Here is an 18,907-nt window from a genome sequence, read left to right as displayed (position 1 = left end):
GCAGAAGTCGAGGGCGAAGGCTCCGGCCGGGGGCCCGACGTTGGTTCAATCCCGTTGTTGACGGACTCTGTAAATGACCAACTGGCGACAACCAGCACGAGCCAACCGCCGACCAGCCACCCTTTCGTGCGCCTGCTCATCACGCCCCCGTCCGAAGCCCCACGGCAAGCAGCAAGTCTGCCAGCCGGGCCGCGCGGCGGGCATGTCCGGCGTACGCCGCTCAACGAGGAGGCGTGGAAGCCTGCGCTACCCGAAACGCCGTGGCTGCCGTCCTGCAGGACGCATACGCTCCCGTTCGCTGAGGCAGGACGGCAAGATGTCCGACGAGGAGTCCACCGAGTACTACGCGCTGCTCTGCGACGACCCGTCTCACGAGGTGGTGCTCGTCGACTGTGGGGCCCGCGAGATGGATGTGATCCTGGCAGTGCGCAAGGTGACCGGGCAGAGCTTGTGGCACAGCAGGGTCCTGGCGCGCCAAGCGCCCGTCACCGTCCTCGGGGGTCTGTCTGCGTACAGGGCCCAGTCCGCTGTCGCTTTGCTCCAAAGCGCCGGAGCCAGAGCGGAGTGGAGACAAGAGCCGGAACCCGGAGGCCGCACGACCCCATCGCCCTGACGGCACAGAGACGGCCCGGCGGCAGCGACAAGCCCCCTGCTCGCGGGAAAACCGCGGCAGGGGGCTTGTTCGCGTGCGCTTACTTCTTCTTGCCCTGGTTCTTGACCGCTTCGATTGCTGCTGCGGCCGCTTCCGGGTCGAGGTACTTGCCGCCGGGGGTGAGCGGCTTGAAGTCGGCGTCGAGCTCGTAGTACAGGGGGATGCCCGTGGGGATGTTCAGGCCCGCGATGTCGGCGTCCGAGATGCCGTCGAGGTGCTTGACCAGGGCGCGCAGGCTGTTGCCGTGGGCGGCGACGAGGACCGTGCGTCCGGCGATGAGGTCGGGGACGATCGCGTCGAACCAGTACGGGAGCATGCGGACGACGACGTCCTTGAGGCACTCCGTCTGCGGGCGCAGCTCCGGTGGGAGGGTCGCGTAGCGCGGGTCCGCGAACTGGGAGTACTCGGCGTCGTTGGGGAGCGGGGGCGGCGGGGTGTCGTAGGAGCGGCGCCAGAGCATGAACTGCTCCTCGCCGAACTCCGCGAGGGTCTGCGCCTTGTCCTTGCCCTGGAGGGCACCGTAGTGACGCTCGTTCAGGCGCCAGCTGCGGCTCACCGGGATCCACAGGCGGTCGGCTGCCTCCAGCGCGAGCTGCGCGGTGCGGATCGCGCGCTTCTGCAGGGAGGTGTGGAGCACGTCGGGCAGCAGGCCGGCGTCCTTGAGCAGCTCGCCGCCGCGCGTCGCCTCCTTCTCGCCCTTCGGGGTGAGGTTGACGTCCACCCAGCCCGTGAACAGGTTCTTCTCGTTCCACTCGCTCTCGCCATGGCGGAGGAGGATCAGCTTGTACGGTGCGTCGGCCATGTGTCCGAGCGTAATCGACGGTCCGAGAGCGCTGCGCGCCCTGCCCGCCTGGCGGACGGTTGACGGGATTTGTTAATCAAGTGGCCTCCGGGAGCCGGGATTCCGTAAGTTGTGCTCGGCGCTTCAGCCGCTTACATCTTTCTTCACGGGGGTCCGCATGTCCGTAGTCGCAGTGAGACGTGCCGTGCGCGAGTCGGTCTCCGGGCTGCCCCGCGAGTTCTGGTGGCTGTGGACCAGCACCCTCGTCAACCGGCTCGGCGCCTTCGTCGCCACCTTCATGGCGCTCTACCTGACCCTTGACCGCGGGTACTCCGCCTCCTACGCCGGTCTGGTCGCCGCGCTCCACGGGCTCGGCGGGGTGATCTCCTCGCTCGGGGCGGGCGTAATGACCGACCGGCTGGGGCGGCGGCCCACCCTGCTGGTCTCCCAGCTGGCGACCGCGCTGTCCGTCGCGCTGCTCGGCTTCATGCGGGACCCGATCGCCATCGCGGCCGTCGCCTTCCTGGTCGGCATGGCCTCCAACGCCTCCCGGCCCGCCGTGCAGGCGATGATGGCGGACATCGTGCGGCCGGAGGACCGTATCCGGGCCTTCTCGCTCAACTACTGGGCCATCAACCTCGGCTTCGCGATCTCTGCCGCGGGCGCGGGGTTCATCGCCGAGGTCAGCTATCTCGCCGGGTTTCTGATCGAGGCCGGCATGACGCTTGTGTGTGCCCTGCTTGTCTTCCTGAAGCTGCCCGAGTCGCGGCCGAGTGAGAAGGACTCCGCGGAGGCCGGTGCCGCCGCCGCGGGGGAGGCCGTCTCGCTGGTGACCGTGCTGCGCGACGGGCGCTTCATGGGCGTCGTCGGGCTGTCCTTCCTCATCGCCCTCGTCTTCCAGCAGGGGTACCTGGGGCTGCCGGTCGCCATGGGGGAGGCGGGATTCACGCCCGCGGACTTCGGCATGGCGATCGCCGTCAACGGTGTGCTGATCGTCGTGCTCCAGCTTCCCGTCACGCGGTTCATCGAGCACCGGGACCCGCGGCACCTGCTCGTCGCCTCGTCCCTGCTCGCGGGGTACGGGTTCGGACTCACCGCGTTCGCCGGGTCGGTCGCCGTCTTCGCCCTCACTGTGTGCGTGTGGACGCTGGCCGAGATCGTCAACTCGCCGACGCAGGCGGAACTCGTCGTCATGCTCTCCCCGGTGCACGGGCGCGGGCGCTACCAGGGCATGTACACCATGTCCTGGGCGGTCGCCGCCCTCGTCGCCCCGCTGATGTCCGGCTTCGTCATCGACCGCTGGGGCGCGGAGTGGCTGTGGGGGATGTGCGCCGTCGTCGGTACGGTCGCCGGTCTCGGGTACGGGCTGCTGATGCGCCGGCTGCCGGAGGGGGCGGTTATGGAGACGGCCGTAAGGAAGGGCGAGGCGGTCGAGAAGGGCCAGGCGGCGCCTGAGAGCGTTGCTGCGCCGACTTCCTGAGTCGAGGGCCGAAGGCCCCGGCTGCCGTCATCGGCGTCGGGGCCTTCGTGCGTTTCGTACGTACGTCCGGGGGGCCGGAGTCAGCCGCACTGGCATGGGTTGCCCGACTGGCAGCCGCAGCCGCAGCCCGAGCCGCAGCCGCAGGCGGCGATCAGGAGGAGGTTCCTGATCTCGGCGGGCTGCTCGGTCTCGCGGTCCTGCGTCGGGTCGGGCGTCGTCGTGCTGGGGGATTCGGCCATGGGTCCCTCCTCGGGGCTGGGGCCTGCGCACACCTCTCACCATGGGATGCCGGGGGCGTCGGGCACAGCAACCGCGCATCGACGGCGCATCGGGGGTCGTAGAGGCTCGTACCAGCGCTGGTCGGCCTCGCGCGCGCCCGCGGCATCCCGTGCGCCCGCCCCGGCCGAGGTCAGGCGCCCTCGGTTCCCGGCACCGGCTGGATCTCGGGCTGGAGGTCCGCCTGAATCTCGTCCGCGTGTTCGCCGGTGACCAGGTAGACGACCCGCTTGGCGACCGAGACCGCGTGGTCGGCGAAGCGCTCGTAGTAGCGGCCCAGCAGCGTGACGTCGACGGCCGTCTCGATGCCGTGCTTCCAGCGGTCGTCCATCAGGTGCTGGAAGAGGGTGCGGTGGAGGAGGTCCATCGCGTCGTCGTCCTGCTCCAGCTGGAGGGCCAGGTCCACGTCCTTGGTGATGATCACCTCGGCCGCCTTCGCCATCAGGCGCTGCGCGAGCTGGCCCATCTCGAGGATCGTCGCGTGCAGATCGTGCGGGACCCCGCGGTCCGGGTAACGCAGCCGCGCGAGCTTCGCCACATGCTGGGCGAGGTCACCGGAGCGTTCCAGGTCCGCCGACATCCGCAGCGAGGTGACGACTATCCGCAGGTCGGTCGCCACCGGCTGCTGGCGCGCCAGCAGGGCGATGGCCCGGGCCTCCAGATCGTGCTGGAGCTCGTCGACCTTCTGGTCGGCCTCGATCACGCTCTCCGCCAGCTTCAGATCGGCGTCCAGGATGGCGGTCGTGGCGCGCCCGATCGCCGACCCGACCAGCCTGGCCATCTCCACCAGGCCGTCGCCGATCGAATCCAGTTCCTCGTGGTACGCGTCCCGCATCAGGGTTCCTCTCGTGTGTCCGTCCGGGCTTCCAGCGCCCGGGCTCCTGCCCACGCTCCCACGTTCCGCCCGCTACGCGTCCGGTTCCGTCACCCCACATGAACCATCCCTGGCTCCGAGGTGAACTCTGGGCGACGAGTGTCCGAGCTCGCCTTCCGACGGCTGGGGGCACCGGTCGCCCCAGGCCTAACCTGGACGCATGGACGTGAACGCGGCGGTCGCCGCAGTGGCTGCGATCGCCGGAGTGCTCACCGGCGTCATCGCCACGCTGGCGTTCCGCTTCAGCGAGCGCGAACAACGGCGCCCCACGCGCACCTCCCTGCACACCGACCCGGTGCTTCCCCCGGGTGTGGACACCGTGCTGTCCGTGCTGAGCTCGTCCGCCGTCGTCCTGGACGAGGCCGACGGTGTCGTCAAGGCAAGCTCCGCCGCGTACGCCCTCGGACTGGTCCGCGGCGGCAAGCTCACCGTGGAGCCCATGCTGAAGATGGCCCGCGACACCCGGCGCGACGGCGAGATACGCCAGGTCGAGCTGGACCTGCCCCGCCGGGGGACCGGGCGCGGCGAGGCCCTCGCGGTGTCCGCGCGGGTGGCGCCGCTCGGCTCCCGGCTCGTGCTGCTGCTCGTGGAGGACCTCACCGAGGCCCGCCGCATCGAAGCCGTACGACGTGACTTCGTGGCCAATGTCAGCCATGAGCTCAAGACTCCTGTCGGGGCCCTGTCGCTGCTCTCCGAGGCCGTGCTGGACGCTGCCGACGACCCCGCGGCCGTGGAGCGCTTCGCCGGGCGTATGCAGATCGAGGCCACCCGCCTGACCAGCCTGGTGCAGGAGCTCATCGACCTCTCCCGGGTGCAGAACGACGACCCGCTGGAGGACGCCGAACCCGTCCGCGTCGACGAACTGGTCGCCGAGGCCATCGACCGCTGCCGGCACCAGGCGGGCGCCAAGGAGATCACCATGGCCGCGGGAGGCGCGGCGGACCTGCGCGTGTGGGGCAACCGCGGCCAGCTCGCCGCCGCGCTCGGCAACCTCGTCGAGAACGCGGTCAACTACTCACCCGCCCGCACCCGCGTGGGCATCGCGGCCCGTTCGGTCGCCCAGCCCGGCGGGGGCCTGATCGAGATCGCCGTGACCGACCAGGGCATCGGCATCTCCGACAAGGACAAGGAGCGCGTCTTCGAGCGCTTCTACCGCGTCGACCCCGCTCGCTCCCGTGCCACCGGCGGTACGGGACTGGGCCTCGCGATCGTGAAGCACGTGGCCGCCTCGCATGGCGGGGAAGTCACCGTGTGGAGCGCCGAGGGGCAGGGGTCCACGTTTACGCTGCGGCTGCCGGAGGCTCGGGCCGCCCGCTCCCGTGATCGCCGGACGTCCCAGCGGGACGATGACACCGGTGGCGCCGGTGGCGCCGACGGCCTCGATGGTGAGGCTCGGCGGTCGTCCCTTTCATCCCTTCACTCTTCCGATTCATCCGCGTACGAAACGCTTCCCTCCCCGGAGGTCCTTCCGTGACCCGAGTGCTCGTCGTCGAGGACGAGGAGTCCTTCTCCGACGCCCTGTCGTACATGCTCCGCAAGGAGGGCTTCGAGGTCGCAGTGGCGACCACCGGGCCCGACGGACTGGACGAGTTCGAGCGCAACGGCGCCGACCTCGTGCTGCTCGACCTGATGCTGCCCGGGCTGCCGGGCACCGAGGTGTGCCGCCAGCTGCGCGGCCGTTCGAACGTTCCCGTCATCATGGTGACGGCCAAGGACAGCGAGATCGACAAGGTGGTCGGCCTGGAAATAGGTGCTGACGACTATGTGACCAAGCCGTTCTCCTCACGGGAGCTGGTTGCCCGGATCCGTGCGGTGCTGCGGCGGCGCGGGGAGCCGGAGGAGGTCGTGCCGGTGGCGCTGGAGGCGGGGCCGGTGCGGATGGATGTGGACCGGCATGTGGTCACCGTGGGTGGCACGAAGGTGGATCTGCCGCTGAAGGAGTTCGATCTGCTGGAGATGCTGTTGCGGAACGCGGGGCGGGTGCTGACGCGGATGCAGCTGATTGACCGGGTGTGGGGGGCGGATTATGTCGGTGACACGAAGACGCTTGATGTGCATGTGAAGCGGTTGCGGGCGAAGATCGAGCCGGATCCGGGGGCGCCGCGGTATCTGGTGACGGTGCGGGGGTTGGGGTACAAGTTCGAGCCGTAGGCCGGGGCCCCTGGTGTTCGGTGCGGGGGGTTGGGGCTGGGCGGGGGGTGGTGCGCAGCCCGGCGTTGGCGGGGTGCCGCTGCGCCCACCCGTGCCGCCCCAGCGGCACGATTGCCCGCAGTGGCGGCGAGTGTCCGTAGATGCGCGGAAGGGCGGGGCCCTTGGGGTCCCGCCCTTCCCTGTTGCCGCTGAGGTCAGTTGGTTGACTGGCTCGCTGAGGCTGCGTCGGAGGGGACGTCGGTTTCCGGGGTGGCCGTGGGGTTGTCCGTGCTGCCGGGGGTCGGGTTCTCGGAGGACTCCGGCGTCGGCTCCGTCGACGGCTTCGCGGAGGCGCCCGGCGCTGCCGGGGTCTCGCTCGGGCCCCAGCTTTCGAAGAAGTTCTCGGCCGGGAAGACGAACGCGCGCAGGCTCACGTCACCGGTCTCGCTGAAGGTGAAGGTGACCTCCTGGGCGTTGCCGTCCTGGACGGCCTCACGGCTGCTGGGCAGGACGGCGGCGGCGTTGCCCTCGCCGCCCAGCATCAGCGAGCCGCCGGCCGGGACAGTGAGGCTGCCGCCCTCGGCGGGGGACAGCTGGGCGGACTTGCCGGTGCCGGGGAGGGTGACCGACTCCAGCGTCTGGTCGGTGTCGCCCTCGTTGAACAGCCTGGCCGAGATGACGGCCGGGCCGGTCGACTCGAGGTCTGGCTGGGTGACGACGATGGCGTTCTGGATCTTGATGTCGCCCACGGACGTCGCGGCGTTGTCCGGCTGGATCTGCAGGGTCTGGGCGTTGTGGCCGGCCGCGCACGCGGAGAGCGAGGCGATCGAGAACGCGATGGCGGCGGCGAGGGCGCCGCGTCGAAGGCTGCTGCTCACGGCGGCGGCAACTCCTTGACTCTAGCGTTGGGCGACCCGGGTAAAGCCGCCTTAAGTGTCTGTCAGCGGCCTCAGGTTACCGAGCCGTTCCCCCGCGTCCTCACCCGACCCTCCCCACACAGCGCGAGGATCGCCTCGGTAGCCCTTGTGGAGGCACGGGTGACCCATGAGTAAACGCCGTCACTTCCGCCTCGCAGTTCCGGGCCATTCCGGTGATCGCGCATTTTCCGTGAAGGAATGATCGGCCGGCCGGGGAATTGATCACCGGCGCGGATCCCTCACACCGTGTGATCAATTCCGGATTCGGCCGGAACCCGGCTCCGCTCACCGAACGGAGTAGCGGAAGTCGAGCACTTGGAACCGGACATTTGGGGAGAATCGGCCGGTCGGGCGAGCCTATCCGTGCGTGTGACGTGCGCGATTCGCTTGCACCGAAGAGCCGCTCCGACCTGCGAATACCTGCTTCCGCTAGGCGTCCGAAGCACGTTCCTGTTGCTGTTGTCAAGCCCCGAGAATGGCCCTGACCTGCGAAAACGCCATTCAGAAGACGGCGTATCCGTGTTACCCTGGATAGCCACGGAAGGGGTACCTGTCACATGACGTTCAAGGTTGGCGACACCGTGGTCTATCCCCATCATGGGGCCGCGCTGATCGAGGCTATCGAAACTCGCCAGATCAAAGGCGTGGACAAGACCTACTTGGTGCTGAAGGTCGCCCAGGGTGACCTGACGGTACGTGTGCCAGCGGACAATGCGGAGTTCGTCGGCGTACGTGATGTGGTCGGTCAGGACGGGCTGGACCGGGTCTTCGAGGTGCTGCGCGCACCGTATGCGGAGGAGCCCACGAACTGGTCCCGTCGTTACAAGGCAAATCTCGAGAAGCTCGCCTCGGGTGATGTCATCAAGGTCGCGGAAGTCGTGCGTGACCTGTGGCGTCGTGAGCGCGAGCGTGGTCTCTCCGCCGGTGAGAAGCGCATGCTCGCCAAGGCGCGTCAGATTCTGGTCAGCGAGCTGGCCCTCGCTGAGAACACCAACGAGGACAAAGCCGAGGCCCTGCTCGACGAGGTTCTGGCCTCCTGAGGCCGGATTTCGACGAGGTTCTCGCCTGCTGAGGCCGGACTTCCGAGTCACGGCTTGCTCGCTCGGCGGAGCGCAGCGGTCCGAACTCGGCAGCCATAACCTCAGCACATCGAAATGCCGCGGTGCCCGATGACGTCCTGGACGTCGCCGGGCGCTGCGGCATGTTCGTACCCGGACACCGAACGTACGCTGCGCTTGCGCCGCCGTGCGGGGTGTGGCATCGCTCACGTCTCCACCCCCGGCGTGCCGGGCCCGGGCGGTCGACTTGACCATGGTCACGGAAAGGGCTGGTCAAGGCGTCACGCCCGGCACTCCCCCCGCTCCGGGAGCAGGGGGTACGCCCAGGCCATACCCACGTAGGCCGAGCACACAAACCTGACAGGAACCGATGACTGACGATCCGCTCCCTCAGCTGTCGCCGAGCCCCGTCCCCGGCCGTACGACCGCCCGCACGGCGGCCGTGATCCCGGCCGCCGGCCGGGGTGTGCGCCTCGGTCCGGGCGCCCCGAAGGCGCTCCGCGCGCTGGGCGGCACGCCCATGCTGGTCCACGCGATCCGCGCGATGGCCGACTCCCGTGCCGTCTCCCTGGTCGTCGTCGTGGCTCCGCCCGACGGCGCGGCCGAGGTCAGGACGCTGCTCGACGCGCACGCGCTGCCCGACCGCACCGACTTCCTCGTCGTCCCCGGCGGCGAGAGCCGCCAGGAGTCCGTGAAGCTCGGCCTGGACGCGCTGCCCGCCGGGTACGACATCGTCCTGGTGCACGACGCGGCCCGCCCGCTGGTCCCGGTGGACACCGTCGACGCCGTCGTCGAGGCCGTACGCGACGGGGCGCCCGCCGTCGTCCCGGCGCTGCCGCTCGCCGACACCGTCAAGCAGGTCGAGCCCGCCGCCGGACCCGGTGAGCCGGAATCCGTCGTCGCCACCCCCGACCGGTCCCTGCTGCGGGCGGTGCAGACCCCGCAGGGCTTCGACCGGGCCACCCTCGTCCGCGCGCACGAGACGGTGAAGGACAACGTCACCGACGACGCGAGCATGGTCGAACAGCTCGGCCTCACCGTCGTCACCGTTCCCGGGCACGAGGAGGCCTTCAAGGTCACCCGCCCCCTCGACCTGGTTCTCGCCGAGGCGGTCCTGGCCCGCAGGAGGCTGAACGATGGCTTCTGAGTCGAACGCGGCGTTCCCCCTGCCCCAGGTCGGCATCGGCACCGACATCCACGCCTTCGAGAAGGGCCGCGAACTCTGGTGCGCCGGCCTCAAGTGGGAGGGCGAGGGGCCCGGACTGGCCGGACACTCCGACGCGGACGTCGTCGCGCACGCCGCCTGCAACGCGCTCTTCTCCGCCGCCGGCCTCGGCGACCTGGGACAGCACTTCGGCACCGGCCGCCCCGAATGGTCCGGCGCGTCCGGCGTGACCCTGCTGACCGAGGCCGCGCGCATCGTCCGCGCGGCCGGCTTCCGCATCGGCAACATCGCCGTACAGGTCGTCGGCCCCCGCCCGAAGATCGGCAAGCGCAGGGAGGAGGCCCAGAAGCTCCTGACGGACGCGGCCGGCGCTCCCGTCTCGGTCTCCGGCGCCACGACGGACGGCCTGGGCTTCCCGGGCCGGGACGAGGGCCTCATGGCGGTGGCAACCGCACTGGTCGTCAGAGAAGGGTGAGCGTCCGCGCCCCAGGGGCGCGGGCCTGTGCCGACACGCGGCTCCGCCGCGTGGGCGCGATCACCCCTCACCGGGGCCGCGCGTGACATTGCCCTCCGACGATGCGGCGCGCTCCGCGCACACCCTCGCGCCTACTACCCTGGTGCCGTGACTATTCGCCTGTACGACACCAGCGCCCGGCAGATCCGTGACTTCACCCCGCTCCGGCCGGGTTGCGTCTCGATCTACCTGTGTGGTGCCACCGTGCAGGCGGCACCCCACATCGGGCACATCCGCTCGGGGCTGAACTTCGACATCATGCGCCGCTGGTTCGAGTACCGCGGCCTGGAGGTGACGTTCATCCGGAACGTCACCGACATCGACGACAAGATCATCGCCAAGTCCGCCGAGCAGGGCCGCCCCTGGTGGGCCATCGGGTACGAGAACGAGCGCGCCTTCAGCGAGGGCTACCGCGCGCTCGGCTGCCTGCCCCCGACGTACGAGCCGCGTGCCACCGGCCACATCCCCGAGATGATCGAGATGATGCGCGGCCTGATCGAGCGCGGGCACGCCTACGAGGCGGACGGCAACGTGTACTTCGCCGTCACCTCGTTCCCGGACTACCTGCAGCTGTCGAACCAGGAGCTCGACAACCTGCTCCAGCCGTCCGGCGAGGGCGAGACCGGCAAGCGGGACCCGCGTGATTTCGCGATGTGGAAGGCGGCCAAGCCCGGCGAGCCGAGCTGGGAGACGCCGTGGGGCCGCGGGCGTCCGGGCTGGCACCTGGAGTGCTCGGCGATGGCGCACAAGTACCTCGGCAGCGCCTTCGACATCCACGGCGGCGGTCTCGACCTGATCTTCCCGCACCACGAGAACGAGATCGCCCAGGCCAAGGCCTACGGCGACGAGTTCGCCCGGTACTGGGTGCACAACGCCTGGGTCACCATGAGCGGCGAGAAGATGTCGAAGTCGCTCGGCAACAGCGTCCTGGTCAGCGAGATGGTCAAGCGCTGGCGGCCCATCGTGCTGCGCTACTACCTCGGCACCCCGCACTACCGGTCGATGATCGAGTACAGCGAGGAGGCCCTGCGCGAGGCCGAGTCCGCGTTCGCGCGGATCGAGGGCTTCGTGCAGCGGGCCGTGGAACTCGCCGGGGGGCCGGTCGAGCCCGCCGACGAGGTGCCGCCCGCGTTCGCCGAGGCGATGGACGACGACCTGGGCGTCCCGCAGGCGCTCGCCGTCGTGCACACCACCGTCCGGCAGGGCAACAGCGCGCTGGCCGCCGACGACAAGGAAGCGGCCGTCGCCCGGCTCGCCGAGATCCGCGCCATGCTCGGCGTGCTCGGCCTCGACCCGCTGGACCCGCACTGGGCCGGCGAGGGCGACCGCGGCCAGGACCTCCACGGCGTGGTCGACACGCTGGTCCGTATGGTCCTCGACCAGCGGGAGGCGGCCCGGGCGCGCAAGGACTGGCCGACCGCGGATGCCATCCGCGACCAGCTCAACCAGTCAGGACTGATCATCGAGGACAGCCCGCAGGGGCCGCGCTGGAGCCTCGGCCCGCGCTGAGGAGCCCGGCCCCGGACAGGCGCCGACCTCGGCGTTTGAAGATCGACTGTGCCGCCCGGGCCTCCGGGCGGCACACTTCACAGACACACGGGCACACGTCACAGACGTACGCACACAGCAGCACCGCCCACGACTTCACGGAGACGGATACCTCATGGCCGCGAAAAACCGCCGCATGTCCGGCAAGAAGGGCGCGCAGGTCGGCAGCGGCGGCCAGCGACGCCGGGGCCTGGAAGGCAAGGGGCCGACGCCGCCCGCCGAGATGCGCAAGGGGCACGCCAAGCAGCGTGCCGCCCAGGCTAAGGCGCGCCGCGCCCAGGGCCGCACCCCGCAGCGGCGCGGCGGGGGCCGCTCGACCTCCGAGCTCGTCGTCGGCCGCAACCCGGTCGTCGAGGCGCTGCGTGAGGGCGTGCCCGCGTCCACGCTGTACGTCCAGCAGTTCATCGACAATGACGAGCGGGTGCGCGAGGCGCTCCAGCTCGCGGCCGAGCGCGGCGGCATCAACCTCATGGAGGCGCCGCGTCCCGAGCTCGACCGGATGACCAACGGCCTGAACCACCAGGGTCTGGTCCTGCAGGTCCCGCCGTACGAGTACGCGCACCCCGAGGACCTGGTCGCGGCCGCCTACGACGAGGGAGAGGACCCGCTGATCGTGGCCCTCGACGGGGTCACGGACCCGCGCAACCTCGGCGCGGTCGTCCGGTCCGTCTCGGCGTTCGGCGGTCACGGCGTCGTCGTACCCGAGCGGCGTGCCGCCGGGATGACGGCCGGTGCCTGGAAGACGTCCGCGGGCACGGCGGCCCGTACGCCCGTTGCCCGCGCCACCAATCTGACGCGCGCGCTGGAGGCGTACAAGAAGGCCGGGCTCACGGTCGTCGGCCTGGCCGCGGACGGGGAGGCCGAGCTCGGTGGCCTGGAGGCGCTGAGCGGGCCGGTCGTCATCGTCGTCGGCAGCGAGGGCAAGGGACTGTCCCGGCTGGTCGGCGAGACCTGTGACGTGCGGGTGCGGATCCCGATGCCGGGCGGCGCGGAGTCGCTCAACGCCGGTGTGGCGGCCGGCATCGTGCTGTACGAGGCGGCGCGTCTGCGGAGCTGACCGCCGAGCGGTGCGGCGGGTGGGGTGCGGCGGGGCGGGGTGCGGCTCGCGGGCCTGCACGGGTGTTCGGTCGCGTCACCCACACGGGGGTTTTCGCGTGGTCCGTACGGGGTCCGTTCGGGGTCCGTACGAGGTCGGCGCGAGGTCCGTGCGAGGGCCGTGCGAGCTTGACGCGGTCCGGACACATCGGGCCGGTCAAGGGAGTGTCCTAACGCCGTGTCACTCGGTTAGATGAGTGTGGACACCAGAACACCCCGCACACCCACGCGGGACCGCTCGTCGGGACTCGACGACGCTCCCGCGCTGAGCATGGTGAAGGTGCCGAGCGATCCGGCGCAGGTCATCGTCAATCACGTCAGCTTCCGCGTGCAGCTGGGCGCCTCGGCGCGGCGCGCCCCCTCGCCGCGGATCGCACGGCACGTCAGTGCCGCCGCGGACACCGCCCGCATCCCCGTCGTCACCAGCGTGGGCACGGCGGGAGCGGCCGCCGCCCGCCGCCGGCCCGTCGTCTGGAGCGGCCGGTCCGCACCCGACGACACCGGCGCCCACCGACTGCTCCAGGCAGTACGGCAGCACGAGGGCGTCCGCCACGCCGACGACCTGTTCACCGACACCGGAGCCACCCGGGTCCTGCCCCGCACGGGCGCGGGGTACGACCACGACGACGGCCCGGCCACCCAGCCCCTCCAGACCCCGCTGGTCGCCGCCCCCCGCCGGCCCGCCGACGGCCCCCTGCTGCCCCCGATGCGCACGGTCGGCAGCGCCTACGACGAACCCGGCTACGACCACGACTACGGCGACTCGGGCTACGACGGGCCCGCCCACGACGACGCGTTCGAGAGCACCGGCCGGCGCGGCAGGCGGCACGGTGACGACCCGGCCGCCCGGCACGCGTACTACCCCGGCCGCCGGATGAACCTCGGCGTCGTCCTGCTCCCGCTGCGCGTGTTCCTCGGCGGCATCTCCGTCTACGCCGGGATGAGCAAGCTCTGCGACCCCCTCTACTTCGAGGGCGGCGAGCGCGGCTCCATGGTCAAGTGGCTGCACACCCTGCACCCCTGGGAGGCCGCGGAGCCGCTGCGCCAGTTCGCCCTCGAGCACCCCATCGGCTCGGGTCTGGCCATCGCCTTCGCCCAGGTCGTCGTCGGTGTCCTCACCGTCCTCGGCTGCTGGCAGCGGGCGGCCGCGGTCGTCGGGGCGGCCCTCTCGGCGGCGCTGCTGGTCACCGTCAGCTGGAAGAGCGTCCCCGCGTACGAGACGCCCGACATCATCTACCTCGCGGCCTGGTCGCCGCTGATCATCGCGGGCGCCCCCGTCTACTCCGTCGACGGGCGCCTCGCGAGCGGGGCCTGGCGCCGGCTCGGCCCCCGCGCGGACATCTGGGACCTGCGGCGTTACGTCCTGCGCCGCGGCGTCCTCATCACCTTCCTGGTGTGCGGGCTGACCATGCTCGTCGGCTCGCTGCTCGGCGGCGCGGTCCGGGACGCCGACCGCGTGGTCGTCCCCGAGCCCGGCGAGGCCCCGCGCAACGAACTCCCGGGATCGCCGCTGCCGGAGGAGTCGGGCGAACGGCAGACGGAGGAGCGGACCCCGGCCGCCTCCACGTCACCCACGCAGGGCGGCGCCACGTCGGGGTCGGGTTCGGCGAGCCCGACCGCCGGGGCCACCACCCCCGGGGCGACTCAGGGCGCCGGTTCCGTCACCGGTGCGCCCAGCCAGACCCAGGGCAGTGTCGGCGAGGCCCCGGCCCAGCAGTCCTCGCCGGCGGGCCAGGCGCCCAGCACGACGTCCGGGCCGACCTCGGGCGGCGGCGGTGCGTCCGGCGGCAGCGGCGGCACCGGCTCCCCGAGCGGTGGCAGCGGCGGCTCCTCCAGGAAGCCGGGCCTCGTGGGGGGCCTGCTGGGGTAAGGCGCGGATAGGGAGCGCCACCCGGGTACGACAGGGGTCCCGCACGGTTCTTCCGTGCGGGACCCCGTCGCCTTGGGCGCTCCGATCAGCGGCCCTGTGCCGCGAGTTCCTTCGCCGCCTCCGTGAGGTCCTTCGCGGTGTCGATCGCCCGCCAGTAGGAGCCCTGGGGGATCGGGAACCCGGCGAGGCGCCGTTCACGCGCGAGGTGCGGAAACGTCGTGCGCTCATGGTCGCCGCGCTCCGGGAGCAGGGCGGCGAAGTCGGGGGAGAAGACGTACACACCCGCGTTGATCTCGAACGTCGACGGCGGGGCCTCGATGAAGTCGGTGATGTGACCGAAGCCGTCGGTGCGCACGGCCCCCCACGGGATGCGGGGGCGGGCCAGGGCGAGCGTCGCGACGGCGTCCCGCTCGGTGTGGAAGTCGGCCATGTCGCGCAGCGAGAAACGGGTCCAGATGTCGCCGTTGGTGGCGTACCAGGGGCGGTCCGGGTGCGGGAGGTGCGCGGCGGCGTACTTCAGACCGCCGCCGCGGCCCAGGGGTTCCGTCTCGACGACGGTGGTGACGGAGACCGGGAGATCGGTGGTCTCCAGCCACTTCTCCAGCACCTCGGCGAGGTGACCGCAGGAGACGACGACGTCGGTGACGCCTTCCTCGGCGAGCCAGGTGAGCTGGTGGCCGATGATCGGGGTTCCCGTGCCGGGGATCTCGACCATCGGCTTGGGACGGTCGTCGGTGTACGGGCGGAGCCGGGAGCCCTGGCCGCCGGCCAGGACGACGGCTTGTGTGGGGCGGGAGGCGGCGCGGGGGTCGGTCATGGCCCGCACTTTACGCGGCGCCGGGCTGGGGAGGGGGTGGGTGGTTGTGGCTTGGCTGTGCTGTGTGGGTGGGCCGGTGTTGGTGCTGGGCGGGGGGGTGTTGCGCAGCCCGGCGTTGGCGGGGTGCCGCTGCGCCCACCCGTGCCGCCCCAGCGGCACGACTGCCCGCAGCTAAGGCGGCGGGACTGCCCGCAGTTGCGTTACCTGTTGGCTGTTACTACGCCTGATGCGAAGGATGTGTCGCAGACTGGGCGGGCGTAGGACTGGGCCTTGGTGGGGCCGTAGACGCGGACCGCGGCTTTGCCCAGGGAGCGGGCGATGGAGGCGCAGTGCTTTGCCAGGGACGGGCGGTCGTTCACGGCCTGCTGGAGGTGAGTGAGCGCCACGCCCGGGTTCTCCTTCTGGAGTTGCACCAGCAGCTTGTCGCGCAGCACGTCCTGCGGCGCGCGGGCGCCGGCCCGTGACGAGGCGCCGGAGGCGGAGGTGTCGGCGGCGGTGAGCACCGGGCTCGAGGGGGCTCCCGACCAGTTGACCCGCGCGACAGCGAGAGTCCCGGAGAGCACCAGGACGACGGGCAGGACGAGGGCGAGGGAGCGGCCGATCCGACGAGCGGGGCCCCGGCCGTGTCGCGTCTGAGGGGTAGTGGAGTGCTTCACGCGAGTGAGGGTAGCGCCCGGTAGCAGTGAGGAAACATTCCGTCACCGTTACGGGGGACAGTGAACCCTCGATTCCGGGCGGCGTGTTGACGTATGTGCCTGAAATGCCGGAAGTGCCGGGGTATTTGTCGACAACGTGAAGGGCCCCGCAGCGAACTGCGGGGCCCTTCACGTCAATACGCTCGCCGGGGACGGCCGGTCTCAGTCGGACAGACGCGCACCGGTCGACGTCGAGAACACGTGGGTCTCGCCCGAACGCGGCACGACGTGCAGCTCGCTGCCCTTCTCCGGGACGTCACGGCCGCCGACGCGAACCACGATGTCCTTGGCCTCGCCGCCGACCTGCGCGGTGCCGTACACGAACGCGTCGGAGCCCAGCTCCTCCACGACGTTGACGGTGACCGCGACGCCCTGGTCGGAGTCGGCGCCGGCCACGTCGAAGTGCTCGGGGCGGACGCCCACGGTGACGGTCTTGTCGCTGGTCGCGGAGAGCGCGTCACGCTGCACCGGCACCACCGAGTTGCCGAACTTCACGCCGCCGTCGGCGATCGGGACCTCGATCAGGTTCATGGCCGGGGAGCCGATGAAGCCGGCGACGAAGAGGTTCGCGGGCCTGTCGTACATGTTGCGCGGGGTGTCGACCTGCTGGAGCACACCGTCCTTGAGGACCGCGACGCGGTCGCCCATGGTGAGGGCCTCGACCTGGTCGTGGGTGACGTAGACCGTGGTGATGCCCAGGCGGCGCTGGAGCGAGGCGATCTGCGTACGGGTGGACACACGGAGCTTGGCGTCCAGGTTGGACAGCGGCTCGTCCATGAGGAACACCTGCGGTTCACGCACGATGGCGCGGCCCATCGCGACACGCTGGCGCTGACCGCCGGAGAGCGCCTTCGGCTTGCGGTCCAGGTACTCGGTGAGGTCCAGGATCTTCGCGGCCTCTTCGACCTTCTGCCGGATCTCCGCCTTGTTGACGCCGGCGATCTTGAGCGCGAAGCCCATGTTGTCGGCGACCGTCATGTGCGGGTAGAGCGCGTAGTTCTGGAACACCATGGCGATGTCCCGGTCCTTGGGCGGCAGATGCGTGACGTCGCGGTCGCCGATGCGGATGGCGCCGCCGTTGACGTCCTCGAGCCCCGCGAGCATGCGGAGCGAGGTGGACTTGCCGCAGCCGGACGGGCCGACGAGGACGAGGAATTCGCCGTCCGCGATCTCGATGTCCAGGGCGTCGACGGCGGGCTTGGTCGAGCCGGGGTAGACCCGGGTCGCCTTGTCGAACGTGACAGTGGCCATGGTGAACGGTCCCCTTCTACCGGCAGGAACGTGCCGGACGATCCGAGTAGGAAGGTGTTGCCACGACGGGTGTTCCGTTGTGGTGTGGTCCACATGAGTGAACTGGCTCAGGACGGTACCTGGCGTTCACCTGGTCTGTCAGCAGTTCCAGGACCGTGAATTCCGCGGAAACTCTCGCCGAGGAGGGTGACTTGTTCGGTTTTGGTGCGCGATCAGCGCTCGCTCCGCTCGCTCGCGTAGCGGTCCGCCAGCACCGCCACCGCCGCCGCGACCGCCTGCCGCAACACTGCCGGGCCGAGCACCTCCGCCTCGGCGCCGAGCCGCAGCAGATCGCCCGTCGCCACCGCCTCCGACTCCACCGCCAGTTCCACCTCCACCCAGCCCTCCCCGTCCGGCGGCCCCGCGTCCGCCAGCGCCCGCGCTCCCGCCGCCCCGAACTGCATCGGCAGCAGCTGCTGTCCGCGCGGTGACAGCCGCAGCCGGGCCGTGCCCTGCCGTATCGCCGCCTCCAACCGGCGGGAGGACTCGGTCCAGTAGGCGGCCAGGTCGAACCCGGCGGGCCGGGTGAACTCCTCGCCGGTCTCCGCCACCGCCTCGAAGCGCGACACCCGGTAGGTGCGCACCGCGTCCTCCGCCAGCGCCACCAGGTACCAGATGCCGCCCTTCAGCACGAGCCCCAGGGGACGCACCTCCCGGTGCACCTCGCCGCGCCAGCGCCGGTAGTGGGTCTCCAGCACCCGCTGCTCCCACACCGCCCGCGCGATCGGCTCTAGATGCGGTACGGGGTCGGCGTCCCGGAACCAGGCCGGCGCGTCCAAGTGGAAGCGCTCGCGCACCCGCCGCGCCTGCCCCGCCAGTCCGCCCGGCAGGGCCGCCTCGATCTTCAGCTGGGCGCTCGCCAGCACGGCACCAAGACCCAGTTCCCTGGCCGGCCCCGGCAGCCCCGCCAGGACCAGCGAACCGGCCTCCGCGTCCGTCAGCCCGGTCAGCCGCGTCCGGTAGCCCTCCATCAGGCGGTAGCCGCCCTCGGGCCCGCGATCGGCCCGCACGGGCACCCCGGAGGCGCCGAGCGCGTCGATGTCCCGGTAGACGGTGCGGACCGACACCTCCAGCTCCGCCGCCAGCTCGGGGGCGGTCATCCGGCCGCGGTTCTGCAGCAGGAGGAGCAGGGAGAGAAGCCGGTCGGCACGCATGGGAGCCATTGTCCTGGCGTACCTGACAGAAGGTGTCAGGTACGGGCGAAAGAGTGGCGGGACGCGTCGGTTCACCTGGGAAGACGCGTCGGTTCACCTCGGAAGGGAACGTTCATGCCCGCCACCACCAAGATCACCGGACACTTCACCTTCGCCGACTGGAAGGAGAGCCCGGTCACCCTGGAGGGCGCCTTCCCCCGGCTCGCGCACGCCAAGGTCACCAACGCCTTCGCGGGCGGCATCGAGGCCGAGGCCACCACCTGCGACTACACGGTCGCCTACCTCACGGAGACGACCGGCGCGTTCGCGGGCATGGAGCTCCTCACCGGCGCTGTCGACGGCCGTGCGGGCACCTTCGTCCTCGAGGAGCGCGGCCGCTTCACGAGCGACGGCACCGTCCACTGCACCTTCGAGGTCGTCGAGGGATCCGGCACCGGGGAGTTGACGGGACTGCGCGGCACGGGCGGCTTCACCTACCGGCACGGGGAGACGAAGGTGCCGTACGCCTTCGAGTACGCCGTGGAGTGAACGGGCGGGGCCGTCCCCGTAAGCGCGTGGCTCGGCGAAACCGGCACTGTGTACAGTGGACCA

At 71.0% G+C, this 18,907-nt stretch carries 19 protein-coding genes; 11 read left to right on the top strand and 8 right to left on the bottom strand.

All coding sequences use genetic code 11. From position 1 onward, the window contains the following. The first annotated feature begins 73 nt into the window (after positions 1-73). Positions 74-613, top strand: a complete 540-nt coding sequence (locus AB0L56_RS14550) for a ribosomal protein L7/L12 (RefSeq protein WP_365422970.1) — start codon at positions 74-76, stop codon at positions 611-613. 79 nt (positions 614-692) lie between these two features. Here AB0L56_RS14550 and AB0L56_RS14545 read toward each other — a convergent pair whose 3' ends face one another. Beyond that, complete coding sequence (locus AB0L56_RS14545) at positions 693-1,454, bottom strand: phosphoglyceromutase (protein ID WP_361031604.1); 762 nt, start codon at positions 1,452-1,454, stop codon at positions 693-695. Between the two features lie 157 nt (positions 1,455-1,611). Between AB0L56_RS14545 and AB0L56_RS14540 the strand changes: the two genes are divergently transcribed. Then, on the top strand, positions 1,612-2,913 hold the full coding sequence (locus tag AB0L56_RS14540; RefSeq protein ID WP_365422966.1) for an MFS transporter: 1,302 nt from the start codon (positions 1,612-1,614) through the stop codon (positions 2,911-2,913). Positions 2,914-2,993: 80 nt separating this feature from the next. On the opposite strand, the gene AB0L56_RS14535 is transcribed toward AB0L56_RS14540, so the two are convergent. Further along, positions 2,994-3,152 carry a hypothetical protein gene (locus tag AB0L56_RS14535; RefSeq protein WP_365422963.1) on the bottom strand — a complete coding sequence of 53 codons (159 nt, stop codon included), beginning with the start codon at positions 3,150-3,152 and terminating at the stop codon, positions 2,994-2,996. A 170-nt stretch (positions 3,153-3,322) separates the two neighbouring features. After that, entirely contained in the window at positions 3,323-4,024 is a 702-nt protein-coding gene (gene phoU / locus AB0L56_RS14530) for a phosphate signaling complex protein PhoU (RefSeq protein ID WP_365422960.1), read from the bottom strand. A gap of 199 nt (positions 4,025-4,223) precedes the next feature. Between phoU and AB0L56_RS14525 the strand changes: the two genes are divergently transcribed. Both AB0L56_RS14525 and AB0L56_RS14520 read left to right on the top strand, forming a co-directional pair. Continuing rightward, positions 4,224-5,537, top strand: coding sequence for an ATP-binding protein (locus AB0L56_RS14525; protein WP_365422957.1), 1,314 nt, complete (start codon positions 4,224-4,226; stop codon positions 5,535-5,537). Beyond that, positions 5,534-6,214, top strand: a complete 681-nt coding sequence (locus AB0L56_RS14520) for a response regulator transcription factor (protein ID WP_361031589.1) — start codon at positions 5,534-5,536, stop codon at positions 6,212-6,214. The genes AB0L56_RS14525 and AB0L56_RS14520 overlap by 4 nt, the downstream gene beginning before the upstream one ends. Before the next feature lie 194 nt (positions 6,215-6,408). Here AB0L56_RS14520 and AB0L56_RS14515 read toward each other — a convergent pair whose 3' ends face one another. After that, positions 6,409-7,071 (bottom strand): DUF461 domain-containing protein, encoded by a 663-nt coding sequence (locus tag AB0L56_RS14515; protein ID WP_365422954.1) that lies wholly within the window; start codon positions 7,069-7,071, stop codon positions 6,409-6,411. Between the two features lie 596 nt (positions 7,072-7,667). Between AB0L56_RS14515 and AB0L56_RS14510 the strand changes: the two genes are divergently transcribed. The 6 genes from AB0L56_RS14510 to AB0L56_RS14485 all read left to right on the top strand — a co-directional run bounded on the left by AB0L56_RS14510 (position 7,668) and on the right by AB0L56_RS14485 (position 14,360). Beyond that, entirely contained in the window at positions 7,668-8,150 is a 483-nt protein-coding gene (locus AB0L56_RS14510; protein WP_003953493.1) for a CarD family transcriptional regulator, read from the top strand. Between the two features lie 388 nt (positions 8,151-8,538). Continuing rightward, positions 8,539-9,315 carry a 2-C-methyl-D-erythritol 4-phosphate cytidylyltransferase gene (gene ispD, locus AB0L56_RS14505; RefSeq protein WP_365422951.1) on the top strand — a complete coding sequence of 259 codons (777 nt, stop codon included), beginning with the start codon at positions 8,539-8,541 and terminating at the stop codon, positions 9,313-9,315. After that, positions 9,305-9,808, top strand: coding sequence for a 2-C-methyl-D-erythritol 2,4-cyclodiphosphate synthase (gene ispF, locus AB0L56_RS14500; RefSeq protein ID WP_365422948.1), 504 nt, complete (start codon positions 9,305-9,307; stop codon positions 9,806-9,808). The genes ispD and ispF overlap by 11 nt, the downstream gene beginning before the upstream one ends. A gap of 147 nt (positions 9,809-9,955) precedes the next feature. Beyond that, entirely contained in the window at positions 9,956-11,356 is a 1,401-nt protein-coding gene (cysS, locus tag AB0L56_RS14495) for a cysteine--tRNA ligase (protein ID WP_361031577.1), read from the top strand. A 154-nt stretch (positions 11,357-11,510) separates the two neighbouring features. Beyond that, positions 11,511-12,452 carry a 23S rRNA (guanosine(2251)-2'-O)-methyltransferase RlmB gene (gene rlmB, locus AB0L56_RS14490; protein ID WP_361031574.1) on the top strand — a complete coding sequence of 314 codons (942 nt, stop codon included), beginning with the start codon at positions 11,511-11,513 and terminating at the stop codon, positions 12,450-12,452. Positions 12,453-12,683: 231 nt separating this feature from the next. Continuing rightward, positions 12,684-14,360 (top strand): DoxX family membrane protein, encoded by a 1,677-nt coding sequence (locus tag AB0L56_RS14485; RefSeq protein WP_365422944.1) that lies wholly within the window; start codon positions 12,684-12,686, stop codon positions 14,358-14,360. Between the two features lie 85 nt (positions 14,361-14,445). On the opposite strand, the gene AB0L56_RS14480 is transcribed toward AB0L56_RS14485, so the two are convergent. The 4 genes from AB0L56_RS14480 to AB0L56_RS14465 form a co-directional block, all read right to left on the bottom strand. After that, a complete protein-coding gene (locus AB0L56_RS14480; RefSeq protein ID WP_365422941.1) occupies positions 14,446-15,177 on the bottom strand; it encodes a nucleotidyltransferase family protein in 732 nt (243 codons plus the stop codon). 200 nt (positions 15,178-15,377) lie between these two features. Next, positions 15,378-15,833 carry a hypothetical protein gene (locus AB0L56_RS14475; protein ID WP_361031565.1) on the bottom strand — a complete coding sequence of 152 codons (456 nt, stop codon included), beginning with the start codon at positions 15,831-15,833 and terminating at the stop codon, positions 15,378-15,380. Between the two features lie 201 nt (positions 15,834-16,034). Further along, positions 16,035-17,123 carry a sn-glycerol-3-phosphate ABC transporter ATP-binding protein UgpC gene (gene ugpC, locus AB0L56_RS14470; RefSeq protein WP_365422938.1) on the bottom strand — a complete coding sequence of 363 codons (1,089 nt, stop codon included), beginning with the start codon at positions 17,121-17,123 and terminating at the stop codon, positions 16,035-16,037. A 212-nt stretch (positions 17,124-17,335) separates the two neighbouring features. Further along, positions 17,336-18,316 carry a WYL domain-containing protein gene (locus tag AB0L56_RS14465; RefSeq protein ID WP_365422935.1) on the bottom strand — a complete coding sequence of 327 codons (981 nt, stop codon included), beginning with the start codon at positions 18,314-18,316 and terminating at the stop codon, positions 17,336-17,338. 114 nt (positions 18,317-18,430) lie between these two features. Between AB0L56_RS14465 and AB0L56_RS14460 the strand changes: the two genes are divergently transcribed. Beyond that, positions 18,431-18,844, top strand: coding sequence for a DUF3224 domain-containing protein (locus AB0L56_RS14460; protein WP_365422932.1), 414 nt, complete (start codon positions 18,431-18,433; stop codon positions 18,842-18,844). The last annotated feature ends 63 nt before the right edge of the window (positions 18,845-18,907 follow it).

Origin of the sequence: Streptomyces sp. NPDC052079, assembly GCF_040680275.1 — a bacterium.
Classification (GTDB): Bacteria; Actinomycetota; Actinomycetes; order Streptomycetales; family Streptomycetaceae; genus Streptomyces.
Note: the sequence above shows the minus strand (reverse complement) of the source record. Positions and strands in the feature narration are given on the sequence as shown.

Coding starts and splice junctions, on each gene's coding strand:
- AB0L56_RS14550 (WP_365422970.1), top strand. CDS start 74: ATGACCAACTGGCGACAACCAGCACGAGCCAACCGCCGACCAGCCACC.
- AB0L56_RS14545 (WP_361031604.1), bottom strand. CDS start 1,454: ATGGCCGACGCACCGTACAAGCTGATCCTCCTCCGCCATGGCGAGAGC.
- AB0L56_RS14540 (WP_365422966.1), top strand. CDS start 1,612: ATGTCCGTAGTCGCAGTGAGACGTGCCGTGCGCGAGTCGGTCTCCGGG.
- AB0L56_RS14535 (WP_365422963.1), bottom strand. CDS start 3,152: ATGGCCGAATCCCCCAGCACGACGACGCCCGACCCGACGCAGGACCGC.
- phoU (WP_365422960.1), bottom strand. CDS start 4,024: ATGCGGGACGCGTACCACGAGGAACTGGATTCGATCGGCGACGGCCTG.
- AB0L56_RS14525 (WP_365422957.1), top strand. CDS start 4,224: ATGGACGTGAACGCGGCGGTCGCCGCAGTGGCTGCGATCGCCGGAGTG.
- AB0L56_RS14510 (WP_003953493.1), top strand. CDS start 7,668: ATGACGTTCAAGGTTGGCGACACCGTGGTCTATCCCCATCATGGGGCC.
- ispD (WP_365422951.1), top strand. CDS start 8,539: ATGACTGACGATCCGCTCCCTCAGCTGTCGCCGAGCCCCGTCCCCGGC.
- ispF (WP_365422948.1), top strand. CDS start 9,305: ATGGCTTCTGAGTCGAACGCGGCGTTCCCCCTGCCCCAGGTCGGCATC.
- rlmB (WP_361031574.1), top strand. CDS start 11,511: ATGGCCGCGAAAAACCGCCGCATGTCCGGCAAGAAGGGCGCGCAGGTC.
- AB0L56_RS14485 (WP_365422944.1), top strand. CDS start 12,684: ATGAGTGTGGACACCAGAACACCCCGCACACCCACGCGGGACCGCTCG.
- AB0L56_RS14480 (WP_365422941.1), bottom strand. CDS start 15,177: ATGACCGACCCCCGCGCCGCCTCCCGCCCCACACAAGCCGTCGTCCTG.
- ugpC (WP_365422938.1), bottom strand. CDS start 17,123: ATGGCCACTGTCACGTTCGACAAGGCGACCCGGGTCTACCCCGGCTCG.
- AB0L56_RS14465 (WP_365422935.1), bottom strand. CDS start 18,316: ATGCGTGCCGACCGGCTTCTCTCCCTGCTCCTCCTGCTGCAGAACCGC.
- AB0L56_RS14460 (WP_365422932.1), top strand. CDS start 18,431: ATGCCCGCCACCACCAAGATCACCGGACACTTCACCTTCGCCGACTGG.